The sequence below is a fragment of the Streptomyces kanasensis genome (genome assembly GCF_043077165.1).
GTDB lineage: Bacteria > Actinomycetota > Actinomycetes > Streptomycetales > Streptomycetaceae > Streptomyces > Streptomyces changanensis.
In genome coordinates this window covers 1,227,370-1,242,702 of the sequence record NZ_JBIBSF010000001.1, presented here as the reverse complement: position 1 = coordinate 1,242,702, position 15,333 = coordinate 1,227,370, and the positions used below count along the sequence as shown (strand labels likewise).

12 protein-coding genes are annotated in these 15,333 nt (G+C 74.5%); 5 read left to right on the top strand and 7 right to left on the bottom strand.

Annotated elements, in window-relative coordinates:
- Positions 1 to 143: 143 nt before the first annotated feature.
- Positions 144 to 2,273 (bottom strand): 3-hydroxyacyl-CoA dehydrogenase NAD-binding domain-containing protein, encoded by a 2,130-nt coding sequence (locus ACF053_RS05410; protein ID WP_391952595.1) that lies wholly within the window; start codon positions 2,271 to 2,273, stop codon positions 144 to 146.
- Positions 2,270 to 3,496: a thiolase family protein gene (locus tag ACF053_RS05405; protein ID WP_058942566.1), complete on the bottom strand. Its 1,227-nt coding sequence runs from the start codon at positions 3,494 to 3,496 to the stop codon at positions 2,270 to 2,272. The genes ACF053_RS05410 and ACF053_RS05405 overlap by 4 nt, the downstream gene beginning before the upstream one ends.
- A gap of 320 nt (positions 3,497 to 3,816) precedes the next feature.
- Between ACF053_RS05405 and ACF053_RS05400 the strand changes: the two genes are divergently transcribed.
- Positions 3,817 to 6,030 carry a catalase gene (locus tag ACF053_RS05400; RefSeq protein WP_391952594.1) on the top strand — a complete coding sequence of 738 codons (2,214 nt, stop codon included), beginning with the start codon at positions 3,817 to 3,819 and terminating at the stop codon, positions 6,028 to 6,030.
- A 273-nt stretch (positions 6,031 to 6,303) separates the two neighbouring features.
- On the opposite strand, the gene ACF053_RS05395 is transcribed toward ACF053_RS05400, so the two are convergent.
- The 3 genes from ACF053_RS05395 to ACF053_RS05385 all read right to left on the bottom strand — a co-directional run bounded on the left by ACF053_RS05395 (position 6,304) and on the right by ACF053_RS05385 (position 9,385).
- Complete coding sequence (locus ACF053_RS05395; protein WP_391952593.1) at positions 6,304 to 7,602, bottom strand: ribonuclease D; 1,299 nt, start codon at positions 7,600 to 7,602, stop codon at positions 6,304 to 6,306.
- A gap of 74 nt (positions 7,603 to 7,676) precedes the next feature.
- Complete coding sequence (locus tag ACF053_RS05390; protein WP_031131797.1) at positions 7,677 to 8,339, bottom strand: response regulator transcription factor; 663 nt, start codon at positions 8,337 to 8,339, stop codon at positions 7,677 to 7,679.
- Positions 8,340 to 8,713: 374 nt separating this feature from the next.
- Entirely contained in the window at positions 8,714 to 9,385 is a 672-nt protein-coding gene (locus ACF053_RS05385) for a DUF3000 domain-containing protein (protein WP_391952592.1), read from the bottom strand.
- Between the two features lie 105 nt (positions 9,386 to 9,490).
- Between ACF053_RS05385 and hemE the strand changes: the two genes are divergently transcribed.
- A complete protein-coding gene (hemE, locus tag ACF053_RS05380) occupies positions 9,491 to 10,555 on the top strand; it encodes a uroporphyrinogen decarboxylase (protein WP_391952591.1) in 1,065 nt (354 codons plus the stop codon).
- A gap of 93 nt (positions 10,556 to 10,648) precedes the next feature.
- Here hemE and ACF053_RS05375 read toward each other — a convergent pair whose 3' ends face one another.
- Positions 10,649 to 10,861 carry a hypothetical protein gene (locus ACF053_RS05375; RefSeq protein ID WP_391952590.1) on the bottom strand — a complete coding sequence of 71 codons (213 nt, stop codon included), beginning with the start codon at positions 10,859 to 10,861 and terminating at the stop codon, positions 10,649 to 10,651.
- Positions 10,862 to 10,948: 87 nt separating this feature from the next.
- Here ACF053_RS05375 and ACF053_RS05370 point away from each other — a divergent pair, with 87 nt between their 5' ends.
- The 3 genes from ACF053_RS05370 to ACF053_RS05360 all read left to right on the top strand — a co-directional run bounded on the left by ACF053_RS05370 (position 10,949) and on the right by ACF053_RS05360 (position 14,300).
- Positions 10,949 to 11,662 (top strand): peptidyl-tRNA hydrolase, encoded by a 714-nt coding sequence (locus ACF053_RS05370; RefSeq protein WP_391952589.1) that lies wholly within the window; start codon positions 10,949 to 10,951, stop codon positions 11,660 to 11,662.
- Positions 11,663 to 11,850: 188 nt separating this feature from the next.
- Positions 11,851 to 12,612, top strand: coding sequence for a DUF4142 domain-containing protein (locus tag ACF053_RS05365; protein WP_391952647.1), 762 nt, complete (start codon positions 11,851 to 11,853; stop codon positions 12,610 to 12,612).
- 218 nt (positions 12,613 to 12,830) lie between these two features.
- Positions 12,831 to 14,300 carry a multinuclear nonheme iron-dependent oxidase gene (locus ACF053_RS05360; protein WP_391952588.1) on the top strand — a complete coding sequence of 490 codons (1,470 nt, stop codon included), beginning with the start codon at positions 12,831 to 12,833 and terminating at the stop codon, positions 14,298 to 14,300.
- Between the two features lie 319 nt (positions 14,301 to 14,619).
- Here ACF053_RS05360 and hemQ read toward each other — a convergent pair whose 3' ends face one another.
- Positions 14,620 to 15,333 (bottom strand): hydrogen peroxide-dependent heme synthase, encoded by a 714-nt coding sequence (hemQ, locus tag ACF053_RS05355; RefSeq protein WP_391952587.1) that lies wholly within the window; start codon positions 15,331 to 15,333, stop codon positions 14,620 to 14,622.

The window sequence follows — 15,333 nt, the reverse complement described above, 5'->3', positions numbered from 1 at the left end:
GCGGGGGGGGGGGGGGGGTTATTCCACCACCTGCGGCCCCGGGGGGGGGGGCGGGGGGGGGGGGGGGGGGGGGCCCCCCCCGGGGGGGCGGGCCCCCCGGGGGGCCCCCGGGCCCCCCCGTCCGGGCGTTCAGCGTGTGGTGGTCACGCCGGGACGCTGGCGACGCCCTGCGGCAGGAACGGCTTGCCGTTCACGCGCTCCGACACGCCCTCGCGGTCCAGGTACGGCGTGATGCCGCCCAGGTGGAAGGGCCAGCCGGCGCCGGTGATCAGGCAGAGGTCGATGTCCTGCGCCTCGGCGACGACACCCTCCTCCAGCATCAGCCCGATCTCCTGGGCCACGGCGTCGAGCACGCGCTCGCGGACCTGCTCCTCGGTCAGGACGGTGTCGCCCTGCTTCAGCAGCGCGGCGACCTCGGGGTCCAGCTCCGGCTTGCCCGAGTCGTAGACGTAGAAGCCGCGCTTGCCCGCCTCGACGACCGCCTTGAGGTTCGGGGACACGGTGAACCGGTCCGGGAAGGAGCGGTTCAGCGTCTCCGACACGTGCAGGCCGATCGCGGGGCCGACCAGCTCCAGCAGGACCAGCGGCGACATCGGCAGGCCGAGCGGCTCGACGGCCTTCTCGGCCGTGGCGACCGGGGTGCCCTCGTCGATGACGTTCTGGATCTCGCCCATGAAGCGGGTGAGGATGCGGTTGACGACGAACGCCGGGGCGTCCTTCACCAGCACCGCGGTCTTCTTCAGCTTCTTCGCCACGGCGAACGCGGTGGCGAGGGAGGCGTCGTCCGTCTGCTCGCCGCGGACGATCTCCAGCAGCGGCAGGATGGCGACGGGGTTGAAGAAGTGGAAGCCCACGACCCGCTCCGGGTGCTGGAGCTTCGAGGCCATCTCCGACACCGACAGCGACGAGGTGTTGGTCGCGAGGACCGCGTGGGCGGGGGCGACGGCCTCCACCTCGGCGAACACCTTCTGCTTGACCGACATTTCCTCGAACACGGCCTCGATGATGAAGTCCGCGTCCGCGAAGCCCTCTGCCTTGTCGAGGACGCCGGACACCAGCGCCTTGAGGCGGTTGGCCTTGTCCTGGTGGATGCGGCCCTTGCCGAGCAGCTTGTCGATCTCGGCGTGGACGTAGCCCACACCCTTGTCGACGCGCTCCTGGTCGATGTCGGTGAGGACGACCGGGACCTCCAGGCGGCGCAGGAAGAGCAGCGCCAGCTGCGAGGCCATGAGACCGGCGCCGACGACGCCGACCTTGGTGACCGGGCGGGCCAGGCTCTTGTCCGGGGCGCCGACCGGCCGCTTGGCGCGCTTCTGCACCAGGTTGAAGGCGTAGATGCCGGAGCGCAGCTCGCCACCCATGATCAGGTCGGCGAGGGCGGCGTCCTCGGCGTCGAAGCCCTTCTGGAGGTCCCCGTCCTTGGCCGCGGCGATGATGTCGAGGGCCCGGTAGGCGGCCGGGGCCGCGCCGTGCACCTTGGAGTCCGCGATGAACCGGCCGCGGGCCACGGCGGCGTCCCAGGCCTCGCCGCGGTCGACGTCCGGGCGCTCGACCACGATCTCGCCCTTGAGGACGGACGCGGTCCACAGCAGCGACTGCTCCAGGAAGTCCGCACCCTCGAAGAGGGCGTCGGCGATGCCGAGCTCGTAGACCTGCTTGCCCTTGAGCTGGCGGTTCTGGTTGAGCGAGTTCTCGATGATCACCGAGACCGCGCGGTCCGCGCCGATCAGGTTCGGCAGGATGGCGCAGCCGCCCCAGCCGGGGACGAGGCCGAGGAAGACCTCGGGCAGCGAGAACGCGGGCAGGGCGGCGGACACGGTGCGGTACGTGCAGTGCAGACCGGCCTCGACACCGCCGCCCATCGCCGCGCCGTTGTAGTACGCGAAGGTGGGGACGGCCAGCGCGGAGAGGCGCTTGAAGACGTCGTGGCCGCCCTTGCCGATGGCCAGCGCGTCCTCGTGGCGCTTCAGCAGCTCGACGCCCTTGAGGTCGGCGCCGACCGCGAAGATGAACGGCTTGCCGGTGAGGCCGACACCGACGATCTCGCCGTCGGCGGCCTCCTTCTCGACCTGGTCGATCGCGGCGTTGAGGTTGCCGAGCGACTGCGGGCCGAAGGTGGTCGGCTTGGTGTGGTCGAAGCCGTTGTCCAGCGTGATCAGCGCGAAGCGGCCCGCGCCGAGGGGCAGGTCGAAGTGGCGTACGTGCGCCTGGGTGACGACCTCGTCCGGGAACAGCTCGGCCGCACCCTTCAAAAGCTCAGCGGTGGTGCTCACTTGCTGCCTCCGGCGTCCTTGTGGTTCGGGTTCTCCCAGATGACCGTGGCGCCCATGCCGAAGCCGACGCACATGGTGGTGAGGCCGTAGCGGACCTCCGGCTGCTCCTCGAACTGCCGGGCCAGCTGGGTCATGAGGCGCACGCCGGAGGAGGCCAGCGGGTGGCCGTAGGCGATGGCGCCGCCGTACTGGTTGACGCGCGCGTCGTCGTCGGCGATGCCGTAGTGGTCGAGGAAGGAGAGCACCTGGACGGCGAACGCCTCGTTGATCTCGAACAGGCCGATGTCGCCGATGGAGAGGCCCGCCTTGGCGAGGGCCTTCTCGGTCGCCGGGATCGGGCCGTAACCCATGACCTCGGGCTCGACGCCGGCGAAGGCGTACGACACGAGGCGCATCTTGACGGGCAGGTCGTTCTCGCGGGCGAAGTCCTCGGACGCGATGATCGACGCGGTGGCGCCGTCGTTGAGGCCGGCCGCGTTGCCCGCGGTGACCCGGCCGTGGACGCGGAACGGCGTCTTCAGGTTGGCCAGGCTCTCCAGCGTGGTGCCCGGGCGCATCGGCTCGTCGGCGGTGACCAGGCCCCAGCCGGTCTCGCCCGCCTCGGCGTTGGTGCGGCGCACCGAGATCGGCACCAGGTCCTGCTGGATCTTGCCGTTGGCGTACGCCTTGGCGGCCTTTTCCTGGGAGCGCACGGCGTACTCGTCGGCGCGCAGCTTGGTGATGTGCGGGTACCGGTCGTGCAGGTTCTCCGCGGTCATGCCCATGAAGAGGGCCGACTCGTCGACCAGCTTCTCCGACACGAAGCGCGGGTTCGGGTCGGCGCCCTCGCCCATCGGGTGGCGGCCCATGTGCTCGACACCGCCCGCGATGGCGACGTCGTACGCGCCGAAGGCGATGGAGCCGGCGGTCGTCGTCACCGCGGTCAGGGCGCCGGCGCACATGCGGTCGATGGCGTAGCCAGGGACCGACTGCGGCAGACCGGCGAGGATGCCGGCCATGCGGCCGATGGTGAGGCCCTGGTCGCCGATCTGCGTGGTGGCGGCCACGGCGACCTCGTCGACCTTCGCGGGGTCGAGGCCGGGGTTGCGTCGCAGCAGCTCCCGGATGGCCTTCACGACGAGATCGTCGGCGCGGGTCTCGTGGTAGATGCCCTTCGGGCCCGCCTTGCCGAACGGGGTGCGGACGCCGTCGACGAAGACGACGTCCCTGACGGTACGAGGCACGATGGCTCTCCTCCAGGGTGCGGGGTGGCACTGCTGCGGCGACGCGCCTAAGCGCGCGCTTGCTGCCCCCATGCTACTTACGGGTAACCAGGCTGCACAGTCCCCCGGCCCGGAGCGTCGAAGGTCACACCGGGTCGGCGTAGGGGTCGGCGCGGTCGGGCGTGGCGCGAAAGGGCCGTTCGAAAGGCCCGTCCCGGGGCAGACGGGCGATCACCGCGCCTCCGCGTGTGCCGATGGGCGGACGTACGTCCACCCAGCGTTACCCCGGGCGCCGCGGCGGTCAAGGCTCATGCGATCCCTCGCCCCACCCTGGAGGTACCGTGCACAACCCCCCCGCCCCCGGCGCGCCCGCTCCCGAGCCCGCGCAGGTGGACGAACCCACCGAGCCGCGTGAGCCCCTGCCGCCCAAGCCCGACCAGCGGGGACCGGAAACCGTCAGCCCGACCGGCCAGCCGACCGGCGCCGACCCCGCCCGGATGGCGCAGAGCGGTGCGTACCTCACCACGGCGCAGGGCACGCGGCTGTACGACACCGACCACTCGCTGAAGGCCGGCGCGCGCGGACCGGTCCTCCTGCAGGACCACCACCTGCGCGAGAAGATCACGCACTTCGACCACGAGCGCATCCCGGAGCGGGTGGTCCACGCCCGCGGCGCCGCCGCCCACGGGATCTTCCAGGGGTACGGCACGGCGTCCGGCGTCTGCCGGGCCGCCTTCCTCGGCAAGGGCGTCGAGACGCCGGTCTTCGTCCGCTTCTCCACGGTCCTCGGCTCGCGCGGATCGGCGGACGCCGTCCGCGACACCCGCGGCTTCGCGACGAAGTTCTACACCAGCGAGGGCACCTTCGACCTGGTCGGCAACAACATCCCGGTCTTCTTCATCCAGGACGCGGTCAAGTTCCCCGACGTCGTCCACGCGGCCAAGCCGCACCCCGACCGGGAGATCCCGCAGGCGCAGAGCGCCCACGACACCTTCTGGGACTTCGTCACCCTGCACACCGAGGCCACGCACCACACGCTGTGGAACATGTCGGACCGCGGCATCCCGCGCTCCTACCGGATGATGGAGGGCTTCGGCGTCCACACCTTCCGCCTGGTCGACTCGGAGGGCGGGACCACGCTGGCCAAGTTCCACTGGAAGCCGAAGCTGGGCGTCCACTCGCTGGTCTGGGAGGAGGCGCAGATCATCAACGGCGTCGACCCGGACTTCCACCGCCGCGACCTGGCCGACGCCATCGAGGCCGGCGCGTACCCGCAGTGGGAGCTGGGCGTCCAGACCTTCCCCGACACCCCGGACCAGACCTTCGAGGGCATCGACCTGCTCGACCCCACCAACATCGTCCCCGAGGAGCTGGCGCCGGTGCAGCCGATCGGGCTGCTCACCCTCAACGCCAACCCCTCCAACTTCTTCGCCGAGACCGAGCAGGTCGCCTTCCACCCCGGCCACCTCGTGCCGGGCATCGACATCACCGACGACCCGCTGCTCGCCGGGCGGCTCTTCTCGTACCTCGACACGCAGATCAGCCGACTGGGCGGGCCGAACTTCGCCCAGATCCCGATCAACCGCCCGCACGCCCCGGTCAACGACATGTTCCGCGACGGCATGCACCAGACGGCGGTCCACCGCGGCGTCGCCCCGTACCGCCCGAACTCGCTCGACGGCGGTTGCCCCTTCCTGGCCGGGGCGGACACCGGCGCCTTCGTCGAGACGCCCGTCGAGGTCCCGGCGGCCCGCAAGGTCCGCGAGGCGCCCGAGTCGTTCGCCGACCACTTCAGCCAGCCGCGCCGCTTCTGGCTGAGCATGTCCCCGGCCGAGCGCGAGCACATCATCGCCGCCTACACCTTCGAGCTGGGCAAGTGCCACGAACAGGCGATCAAGGAGCGCGGTCTGCGGGTGCTCGCCAACATCGACTCCGAGCTGTGCCGGCGGGTCGCCCAGGGCCTCGGCCTCCCGGCGCCCGAGCCCACCGTGGCGCCGGCCGACGTGGCGCCCAGCCCCGCTCTGTCGCAGCTGGGCCACACCTGGCCGGTCGAGGGCCGCATCATCGGCATCCTGACGGCGGCGGACGGCGACCTGGACGGGGTGCGGGCGGTGCGCCGGGCCGCGCTGGAGGCGGGACTGGTACCCCTGGTCATCGCCCCGGCGGGCGGCGTGCTCGACGCGGACGGCGAGGAGCCGATCACGGTCCAGCGGACGTTCGCCACGGCCCGCTCCACCGAGTTCGACGCGCTGCTCCTGGCGGGCGTGCCGGGTCCGGGGGCCGACGCCTACGGCGCCCGTGACGCGAAGGCCGGCGGCACGGCCGCCGGCGCGGCGGGCACCGACCCGCGGGTGCTGCTGATGGTGGCCGAGGCGTTCCGGCACGCGAAGGCGCTCGCCGTCTGGGCGGGCGGCGACACGGTCCTGCGGGCGGCGGGGGTGCCGGCGGACGCTCCCGGCGTCCTCGTGGCGGAGAACGGCGAGCGCGCGCTGGGCGACGTGGTCGGCCTGCTCGCCCGCCACCGCGTCTGGCAGCGCTTCCCCGCGGAGGTCTGACCGGTCACGCCCCCGCCCGGTGTCCGACGCACCCCCGTGGACCCCGCCCCGGCCTGCCCGGCGGCGGGGTCCACCCCGTCCCCGGGCGACGGGACGGCGGCGGGAGCCGAGCCGGGGCACAGCGGGGGAGCCGGGTCCGTACGGCGAGCGCCGCCCCCGGAGGGCAGGCGCCCGCGCCTCGGGTGCGGCGGGTGGCCGGACCCGAGGCGCGGGCGCCGGACCGGGTGCGGCGGGCGCCCGTGCGACGCGGCGGGCCGGACCCGGTACGGGTCGTCAGGCCTGCGTCACGCGCAGGGCCTCCACGAGCGCCGGGGTGACCTGTTCCACCTGCCAGGGGCGGGCGCCGTACCCGGCGAGGACCTCGGCCACCGACTCCGGGGTCGGGTCCTGCGGCGGCTCCCAGCAGACGCGGCGGACCGTGTCCGGGGTGATCAGGTTCTCCTGCGGCAGGTTCAGCGACTCGGCCAGCGCCGAGATCGCCGTACGGGCCGCGGACAGCCGGGCCGCGGCCACCGGGTCCTTGTCGGCCCAGGCGCGCGGCGGCGGCGGGCCGGTGACGGCCTGGCCGGGCTGCGGCAGCTGCGCCTCGGGCAGCGCCCTGGCCCGGTCGACGGAGGCCTGCCACTGCTCCAGCTGGCGGCGCCCCATGCGGGTGCCGAAGCCGGGCAGGGCGGTCAGCGCCTGCACGTTCGCCGGGAGGGCGAGCGCCGCCTCGACGATCGCGGCGTCGCTGAGGACCTTGCCGGGCGACACGTCGCGGCGCTGCGCGATCCGGTCACGGGCGGTCCACAGCTCCCGGACGACCGCCATCTGACGGCGGCGGCGCACCTTGTGCATGCCGGACGTGCGGCGCCAGGGGTCCTTGCGGGGCGGCGCGGGAGGGGCGGAGGCGATGGCGTCGAACTCCTGGCGGGCCCATGCGAGCTTGCCCTGCCGGTCGAGCTCCTTCTCCAGCGCGTCACGCAGGTCGACGAGGAGCTCGACGTCCAGCGCGGCGTACCGCAGCCACGGCTCGGGCAGCGGGCGGGTCGACCAGTCGACGGCCGAGTGGCCCTTCTCCAGGACGTACCCGAGGACGGACTCGACCATCGCGCCGAGGCCGACCCGGGGGAAGCCCGCGAGGCGGCCGGCCAGCTCCGTGTCGAACAGCTCGGTGGGGACCATGCCTATGTCGCGCAGGCACGGCAGGTCCTGGGTGGCCGCGTGGAGGATCCACTCGGTGTCGGCGAGCGCCTCGCCGAGGGCGGACAGGTCGGGGCAGCCCACCGGGTCGACGAGCGCGGTGCCGGCCCCCTCGCGGCGCAGCTGCACCAGGTAGGCGCGCTGGCCGTAGCGGTAACCGGACGCCCGTTCGGCGTCGACGGCGACGGGTCCGGTACCGGCGGCGAACGCCTCGATCACCCGGGCCAGGGCCTCGGCGTCGGCGACCACCGGGGGGACCCCCTCGCGGGGCTCCAGCAGGGGGATCGGGTGCGGGCCGGGGCCTCCGTCGGCTGCGACGCCGTCGTCCGGAGGGCCGCCCCCGGGGGTTCGCAGTGGTGTGTCTGCTGCGGTGTCTTGGGCGTCGGTCACCTGTCAAGGGTATCCGTGAACGGCGGGCGCCCGCCGACGGAACGTTCCGTCGGCGGGCGGGAGGGGGAGAGGGGTCAGTGGATGATGCCGGTGCGCAGGGCGACCGCGACCATGCCGGCCCGGTCGCCGGTGCCCAGCTTGCGGGCGATGCGGGCGAGGTGGCTCTTCACCGTGAGGGCGGACAGGCCCATGGAGACGCCGATCGCCTTGTTCGACTGGCCCTCCGCCACCAGTCTGAGCACCTCGACCTCGCGGCCGGACAGCTCGCGGTAGCCGCCCGGGTGGCTCGGGGCACCCGGGGGGCGGCGGTGGAGGCGGGCGGCCGCGGCGCCGATGGGGGCGGCGCCGGGCCGGGTCGGGTGGCCGATGTTGGTGCGGGTGCCGGTGACGACGTATCCCTTGACGCCGCCGGCGAGGGCGTTGCGGACGGCGCCGATGTCGTCGGCGGCGGACAGGGCCAGGCCGTTGGGCCAGCCGGCGGCACGGGTCTCGGACAGGAGGGTGAGTCCGGAACCGTCGGGCAGGTGGACGTCGGCGACGCAGATGTCGCGTGGGTTGCCGATTCGGGGGCGGGCCTCCGCGATGGACGAAGCCTCGATGACGTCACGCACGCCCAGGGCCCACAGGTGGCGGGTCACGGTGGAGCGGACGCGCGGGTCGGCCACGACGACCATGGCCGTCGGCTTGTTCGGGCGGTAGGCGACCAGGCTTGCGGGCTGCTCGAGGAGAACGGACACCAGGCCTCCTGGGAAGGTGCGGAACACTGCCGGCCCGGGATGGCCGGGGCGGGCCGTGTGGATAGGGTCACAGACCTCTTCGGCAGCAATCGCGTCCGCCTTTAGAGGAAGATCACGATTTGGTGAGTAACAATTGGGGCAATTCGGACGGGTGATCGATCATCCTACGAATGAGCCGTCACCCGTACCCCGGCCGCCTCCCTCACACCAGCAGACGCCCGGGCTCCCTCCGGACCAGGGGCACACGACCGCCCGCGGCGTCATCCACCGGTTGACGCGACGGCCGGCGCGCGGCGAGGTCCGCCCGCCCGGCGGCTCCCTGCACGGCGGGGCGGGCCCTGCGGGTGGTGCGGGTCCTCCGGGCGGGGCGGGGCCTACGGGTGGTGCGGGCCGCGGCGCTGGGGGAGGGAGACGACCCCGGCCGCGCCCTCCGCCGGGCCCGGCCCCGACGGCGGCAGCCCCGCCACCTGGCACAGCAGGTCGCCCCACGCCGTCAGGTGCGCCGCCGTGTCCGGCACGCCGGTGCGGCCCTCCTGCGGCGTCCAGGACGCCCGGATCTCGATCTGCGTCGCCGGACGGCGCTCCGCCAGCCCGCCGAAGTAGTGGGACCCGGCCCGCGTGACCGTCCCGCTGGCCTCCGCGTACGACAGCCCCCGCGCCTGGAGCGCCCCCGTCAACCACGACCAGCACACCTCCGGCAGCAGCGGGTCCGCCGCCATCTCCGGCTCCAACTCGGCCCGTACCAGCGTCACCAGGCGGAACGCCCCGTGCCAGGCCTCGTGCCCCGCCGGGTCGTGCAGCAGCACCAGCCGGCCGTCCGCGAGGTCCTGGCCGTCCTGGACGGCCGTCGCCTCCAGCGCGTACGCGTACGGGGCGAGCCGCCGGGGCGGCGGCGACGGCTCCACCTCGAGCTCCGGGCGGAGCCGCGCCGCCCGGAGCGCGTCGACCGCGAGCCGGAAAACGGGCGGCAGCGCGTCACCGTCCCCGCCGCCCGTGCCCTCGGTGCCGTCGGAGTGATCGGAGAACTGTTCCTGAGCCGCAGCCATGCGGGGAAGAGTAGGCGGAACGGGGCCCGTGCGCAGGGAGGGACACCCGCCCGCGCGCGGGCCGCCGGGCACGGCCGCGCACCCGCCCGTGCGAAGATTCTGGGCGTGAGTGCCAACACCCGCCCCTCGGGCCCCCCGACGCAGACGTACGACTCCGCCTTCCTCCGGGCGTGCCGGCGCGAGCCGGTGCCGCACACGCCGGTCTGGTTCATGCGCCAGGCGGGGCGCTCGCTCCCCGAGTACCTGAAGGTGCGCGAGGGCATCCCCATGCTGGAGTCCTGCATGCGGCCCGAGCTGGTCACGGAGATCACGATGCAGCCCGTGCGCCGGCACCGGGTGGACGCGGCGATCTTCTTCAGCGACATCGTCGTGCCCCTCAAGGCGATCGGCGTCGACCTCGACATCAAGCCCGGGGTCGGCCCCGTCGTCGCCGAGCCGATCCGCCGCCGCGCGGACCTGGAGCGGCTGCGCGCGCTGACGCCGGACGACGTCTCCTACGTCACCGAGGCGATCGGCATGCTCACCGGCGAGCTCGGCACCACCCCGCTGATCGGCTTCGCGGGTGCGCCCTTCACCCTCGCGAGCTACCTCGTCGAGGGCGGCCCCTCACGCAACCACGAGAACACCAAGGCCCTGATGTACGGCGACCCCGAGCTGTGGGCCGACCTGCTGGACCGGCTCGCCGACATCACCGCCGCCTTCCTCAAGGTCCAGATCGAGGCCGGCGCCTCCGCCGTGCAGCTCTTCGACTCCTGGGTGGGCGCCCTCTCCCCGGCCGACTACCGCCGCGCGGTCATGCCCGCCTCGGCGAAGGTCTTCGACGCGGTCGCCGGGTACGGGGTGCCCCGCATCCACTTCGGTGTCGGCACCGGCGAGCTGCTGGGCCTCATGGGCGAGGCGGGCGCCGACGTCGTCGGCGTCGACTGGCGCGTCCCGCTGGACGAGGCCGTCCGCCGCGTCGGCCCCGGCAAGGCGCTCCAGGGCAACCTCGACCCGGCCGTCCTCTTCGCCCCGCGCGAGGCCGTCGAGGAGCAGGCGGACCGGGTGCTGCGGGCGGCGGCCGACCTGGAGGGCCACGTCTTCAACCTCGGTCACGGCGTACTGCCGACGACCGACCCCGACGCGTTGACGCGGCTCGTGGAGCACGTCCACACCCGCACCGCGCGGTAGCCGGCCCGGCCGAGCCCGGCGCGCCGTCCCGGGCCGAGCCCGGCGCACCCCGGGGCGAGCGGGGACGCCCTGTCGACCTGATCGGCCGCGCTCCTAGCCCGAGCAGGCGGTGCGCTCGGCCTCCCGCCACTCACATACGGGGCAGAGCGTGGCGCCCCTGGTCGCCTCCGGGTACTCGGTCGGCTCCCCGCAGAGCACGCAGTCGGCGAACGGCGGCCCGCTCCGGGCGCCCGCCTCCGTCGGGGCGTGCGGCGCGTCCGGCGTGCCGCAGTACGTGTCCGCGTGACCGTCTCGGCTCTCGTCCATGTGTACGACTGTAGTCCTCCGCCCCTTCCCGCCGCGGGTCCCGGAGCCGTCTGCGGACGTCCCGTGGCCGACTGGCAGACTGGGGCCGTGACCAGCAACGACACCGACAGGCCCGGGAGCCGGGCCCGGGATGCCGCACCCCAGTTCGTCCTGCCCCTGGTGGTGCGGGTGGAGAAGGCCGCCCCGCCCGCCCGCACCGACGCGCTGCAGACCGCGGCGCGGGCCGTGCTGGTGCTGCTGACGGACGAGCGCTCCACCGGCGACGGTGCCTGGGCCCGGGCGGTCAGCGACTGGCAGGACGCCCGCATCCGCAAGGTCGTCCGGCGGGCCAGGGGCGCGGAGTGGCGCCGCGCCGAGCGGCTGCCCGGCATCACGGTCACCGGCGAGGAGGCCGAGGTGCGGGTCTTCCCGCCCGTGCCCCTCGACGGCTGGCCGAAGGACCTCGCCCGCCTCCAGGTCTCCGGCACCGAGCTCGACGACCCCGCGGGACCGCCCGCGCCTCCACCCGCGTCGGGGCCCGGATGTGCCGTGCTGTGGCTCAACCCGGAGCTGCGCATGTCGACCGGCAAGGAGATGGCGCAGGTCGGGCACGGCGCGCAGCTCCTGTGGTGGGCCATGGACGAGGGGACCCGCGCCGCCTGGCGGGAGGCGGGCTTCCCGCTCGCGGTCCGTACGGCACCGCCCGCCCGCTGGGCCGCCCTGGTGGAAAGCGACCGCCCCGTCGTGCGCGACGCGGGTTTCACGGAGGTCGCCCCCGGCTCGGCGACCGTGGTCTCCGACTTCCCGCTCGGCGCTGCCTGACGGAGCACGCTCGCGGCGTGACGGCGTGACGGCGTGACGGCGTGACGGCGTGACGGCGTGCGGCCCGGCGGCCCGCGGTCCGGTGGCGGGCGGCGGAGCGCCGGCGTCGGGGGCGTTGAACGCCCCGCCCGTCCCGTACGTACCTCCCAGCGCCGTGAGGCAGGTCGAACGGGTCGGGAGGCACAGTGCTGCGGCACATCAACGGAACGGCACTCATCATCGCGGCGCTCGTCGCCACGGTCGCGGCACTCGCGTTCCCCGTGTGGTCGTACGCCGACCGGTCGGGCACCGGGCAGGCCAACCTCAACGCGTCGTCCGTGGCCACGCAGTGGGGCCCGCTGTCGGCCACGGACCGGGACTTCCTGGTGAAGGTGCGACTGGCCGGACTGTGGGAGCTGCCCGCCGGGCAGCAGGCCGTCGAGCGGGCGCCGACGCAGGCCATCAGGGACGCGGGCGACCACCTCGTGGTCGGCCACACCGACCTCGACCAGCGTGCGCGCGACGTCGCGGCGAAGCTCGGCGTGGAGCTGCCGAACCAGCCCACCGAGCAGCAGCAGGGCTGGCTGCGGGAGCTGTCCGCGGCGAGCGGGGTCGAGTACGAGACCAAGTTCGCCAACCTGCTGCGCAACGCCCACGGCAAGGTCTTCGGCCTGGTCGCGCAGGTCCGGCACACCACCCGCAACAGCCTCATCCGCCAGCTCGCCTCGGACGCCAACCAGACCGTGCTGGACCACATCACCATGCTGGAGGCGACCGGCAGGGTCGACTTCGACGCCATCGCCAACGAGGCCGCCGGCCAGGCCACCGCCAGTCCCACCGGGCCGCCGGCCCCCAACGGCAACCTGCCGCCCGCGCCGGTCCCCGCCGTGCCCGCGCCCGGGCAGTCGTTCACGTCCCTGCCCTCGGCCCGGCCGGGCCCGCCGACCTCCGTCGAGACCGCCCGCCCGTGAGGCCCGGGGGCCCCTCCGCCCGCCGGTCCGCCGGATCTCCGCCCTCCGTCGAAGGTCAGCCCGCCGCCGGCCGGCCCTGCACCTCTCCGCCGGCCGGTCCGCCGCCCCGCCGGCCGTTCCCGCCGAAGCTCAAATGAAGCTCTGAAAGCGGCGGGGCGCGGTTGGCGGCACCCGTGAAGGGGTCATGACCCCTCCAGCGGTACGGACGAGGGGGAGACATGACGGGGCTCGGCATCGGCATCGGGTGGCGTCCGGAGATCGCGGACGCGGTGGAGCGGCTGCCCGGGGTGGAGTGGGTGGAGGCCGTCGCGGAGAACCTCTGCGCCGGACACCTCCCCGCCTCCCTGGTGCGGCTGCGCGAGCGGGGCGTCACCGTGGTCCCGCACGGCGTGTCGCTGGGGCTGGGCGGCGCCGGGCGGCCCGACCCGGGACGGCTGGCGCGGCTCGCGGAGACGGCGACCGCGCTGGGCGCGCCGCTGGTGACCGAGCACGTCGCGTTCGTCCGGGCCGGTGGGCCGCTCACCGCGTCGCCGGCGATGGAGGCCGGCCACCTGCTGCCGGTGCCGCGGACCCGGGAGGCACTGGACGTGCTCTGCGAGAACGTCCGCATCGCCCAGGAGGCGCTGCCCGTGCCGCTGGCCCTGGAGAACGTGGCCGCGCTGTTCTCCTGGCCCGACGACGAACTGACGGAGGGCCGGTTCCTCACGGAGCTGGTCGACCGCACCGGAGTCCGTCTCCTCGTGGACGTGGCGAACCTGCACACCAACGGGGTCAACCGCGGCGACGACCCGTACGAGGCGCTCGCCGCGCTGCCGGCCGGTGCCATCGCGTACGTGCACGTGGCGGGTGGCGTGCAGCGCGACGGCGTGTGGCACGACACGCACGCCCACCCCGTGCCACCGGCCGTCCTGGACCTGTTGGCGGAGCTGGCGTCGAGGGCGGCGCCGCCCGGGGTGCTGCTGGAGCGCGACGACGACTTCCCGCCGGAGGACGAGCTGGCGGCGGAGTTGGCCACGATCCGCGGCACGGTCACCGCGGCGGGACGGGCGGCGGGTGGAGGGGCGGCGGCCGGACGAGCCGGGCGGGCGGTGACGGGCCGGGCGGTGACCGGTCGCGTGGTGGAAGCGGCGATGGGCCGGGCGGCGGGTGGACGGGCGGCGGTGTCGGGGCCGGTCGGGGGTGGCGCGGCGCTGCGGGACGGCGTGACGGCACGGCCGGAGGGCACAGCGGTCGTGCGGGGCGGCGCGGCGGCACTGCGGGACGGCACGGCGGTCGTGCGGGACGGGGCCCGGGAGCGGCTGGGGCTGGCCCAGGCGGCGTTGCTGTCGGTGCTCGTGGCGGGGACGCCCGCGCCGGAGGGGTTCGACGGGGTGCGTCTGCGGGTGCAGGCCGGGGCGCTGGTGCGCAAGCGGGCCGCGGTGGTGGCGAAGGTCGCGCCCGAGCTGCCGGGGCTGTTCGGCGACGGCTACCGTGACGCGTTCGCGGCGTATGCGGGCTCCCGCCCGATGCCGGGCGGCTACCGGCAGGACGCCCTGGCCTTCGTCCGGTACGCGCTCGACGCGGGTCTGCCCGGGGACGTGGCCGGGCGGCGCCGGCTGTACCGGTGGTGGGCGGAGCGGTCCGCCCCGCGCCCGCCGGGCCGGGCGGCACGGCTGGTGCACGCCGCCCGCGCGGCGCTGGTGCGGTGACACTCCTCGGACGGCCTCGGATGCCTTCGGACGCCCTCGGGCGCACGGGAACCGGTGACAGTCCTCGGCCACGGGGGGAGTGGTGGCGCGGGGGAGGGGCGGCTGGGACGGCCCGGGTGCGGGGCCGTGGGAGTGCGGAGTGCCCTGGTACGGAGCCCCTGGGGGTGACGCCGGTGCGGCGCGCAGGGAACTGCGCGCCGCACCCGGAGCCGGACCCGGTGTCGCTGGAGCGGCGGACGGTTCGCGTCCGCCCTCTGATCTTCCGGGTCGGGAAGCGGCGGCCGGCTGGATGCCCGGCCGCCACCGTGCTGTCGGGCCGTCAGGCCAGGTCCGCCACCAGGTCCACGACCGCCTTGCGGCGGCCGGTGTAGAACGGGACCTCCTCGCGGACGTGCATCCGCGCCTCGCTGGCCCGCAGGTGGCGCATGAGGTCGACGATGCGGTACAGCTCGTCCGCCTCGAAGGCGAGGATCCACTCGTAGTCGCCGAGGGAGAACGAGGCGACCGTGTTGGCGCGGACGTCGGGGAAGCCGCGGGCCATCTTGCCGTGGTCGGCGAGCATGCGGCGGCGGTCCTCGTCGGGCAGCAGGTACCAGTCGTACGAGCGTACGAACGGGTACACGCTCACGTAGTCGCGGGGCGTCTCGTCGGCGAGGAACGCCGGGATGTGCGACTTGTTGAACTCGGCCGGGCGGTGCAGCGCCATGTTCGACCACACGGGCTCCAGCGCGCGGCCGAGCCGGGTGCGGCGGAAGAGGTTGTACGCCTCCTGGAGTTCGTCCGAGGTCTCCGCGTGCCACCAGATCATCAGGTCGGCGTCGGCGCGCAGTCCGGAGAGGTCGTAGGTGCCGCGGACGGTGACGTCCTTGGCGGCCAGCTGGTCGAACAGGTCCTGGACCTCGTCGGCGTAGCCGCTCCGGTCCTCGGGCAGAGCCTCGCGCAGTCGGAAGACGGACCACAGGGTGTAGCGGATGACCTCGTTGAGGTCCTTCGCCTTCTTACCGGCGTTCGGGATCTTTTCGGGCGCACTCAT

Coding starts and splice junctions, on each gene's coding strand:
- ACF053_RS05385 (WP_391952592.1), bottom strand. CDS start 9,385: ATGGCTGCGGCTCAGGAACAGTTCTCCGATCACTCCGACGGCACCGAG.
- ACF053_RS05375 (WP_391952590.1), bottom strand. CDS start 10,861: ATGGACGAGAGCCGAGACGGTCACGCGGACACGTACTGCGGCACGCCG.
- ACF053_RS05360 (WP_391952588.1), top strand. CDS start 12,831: ATGACGGGGCTCGGCATCGGCATCGGGTGGCGTCCGGAGATCGCGGAC.
- hemQ (WP_391952587.1), bottom strand. CDS start 15,333: ATGAGTGCGCCCGAAAAGATCCCGAACGCCGGTAAGAAGGCGAAGGAC.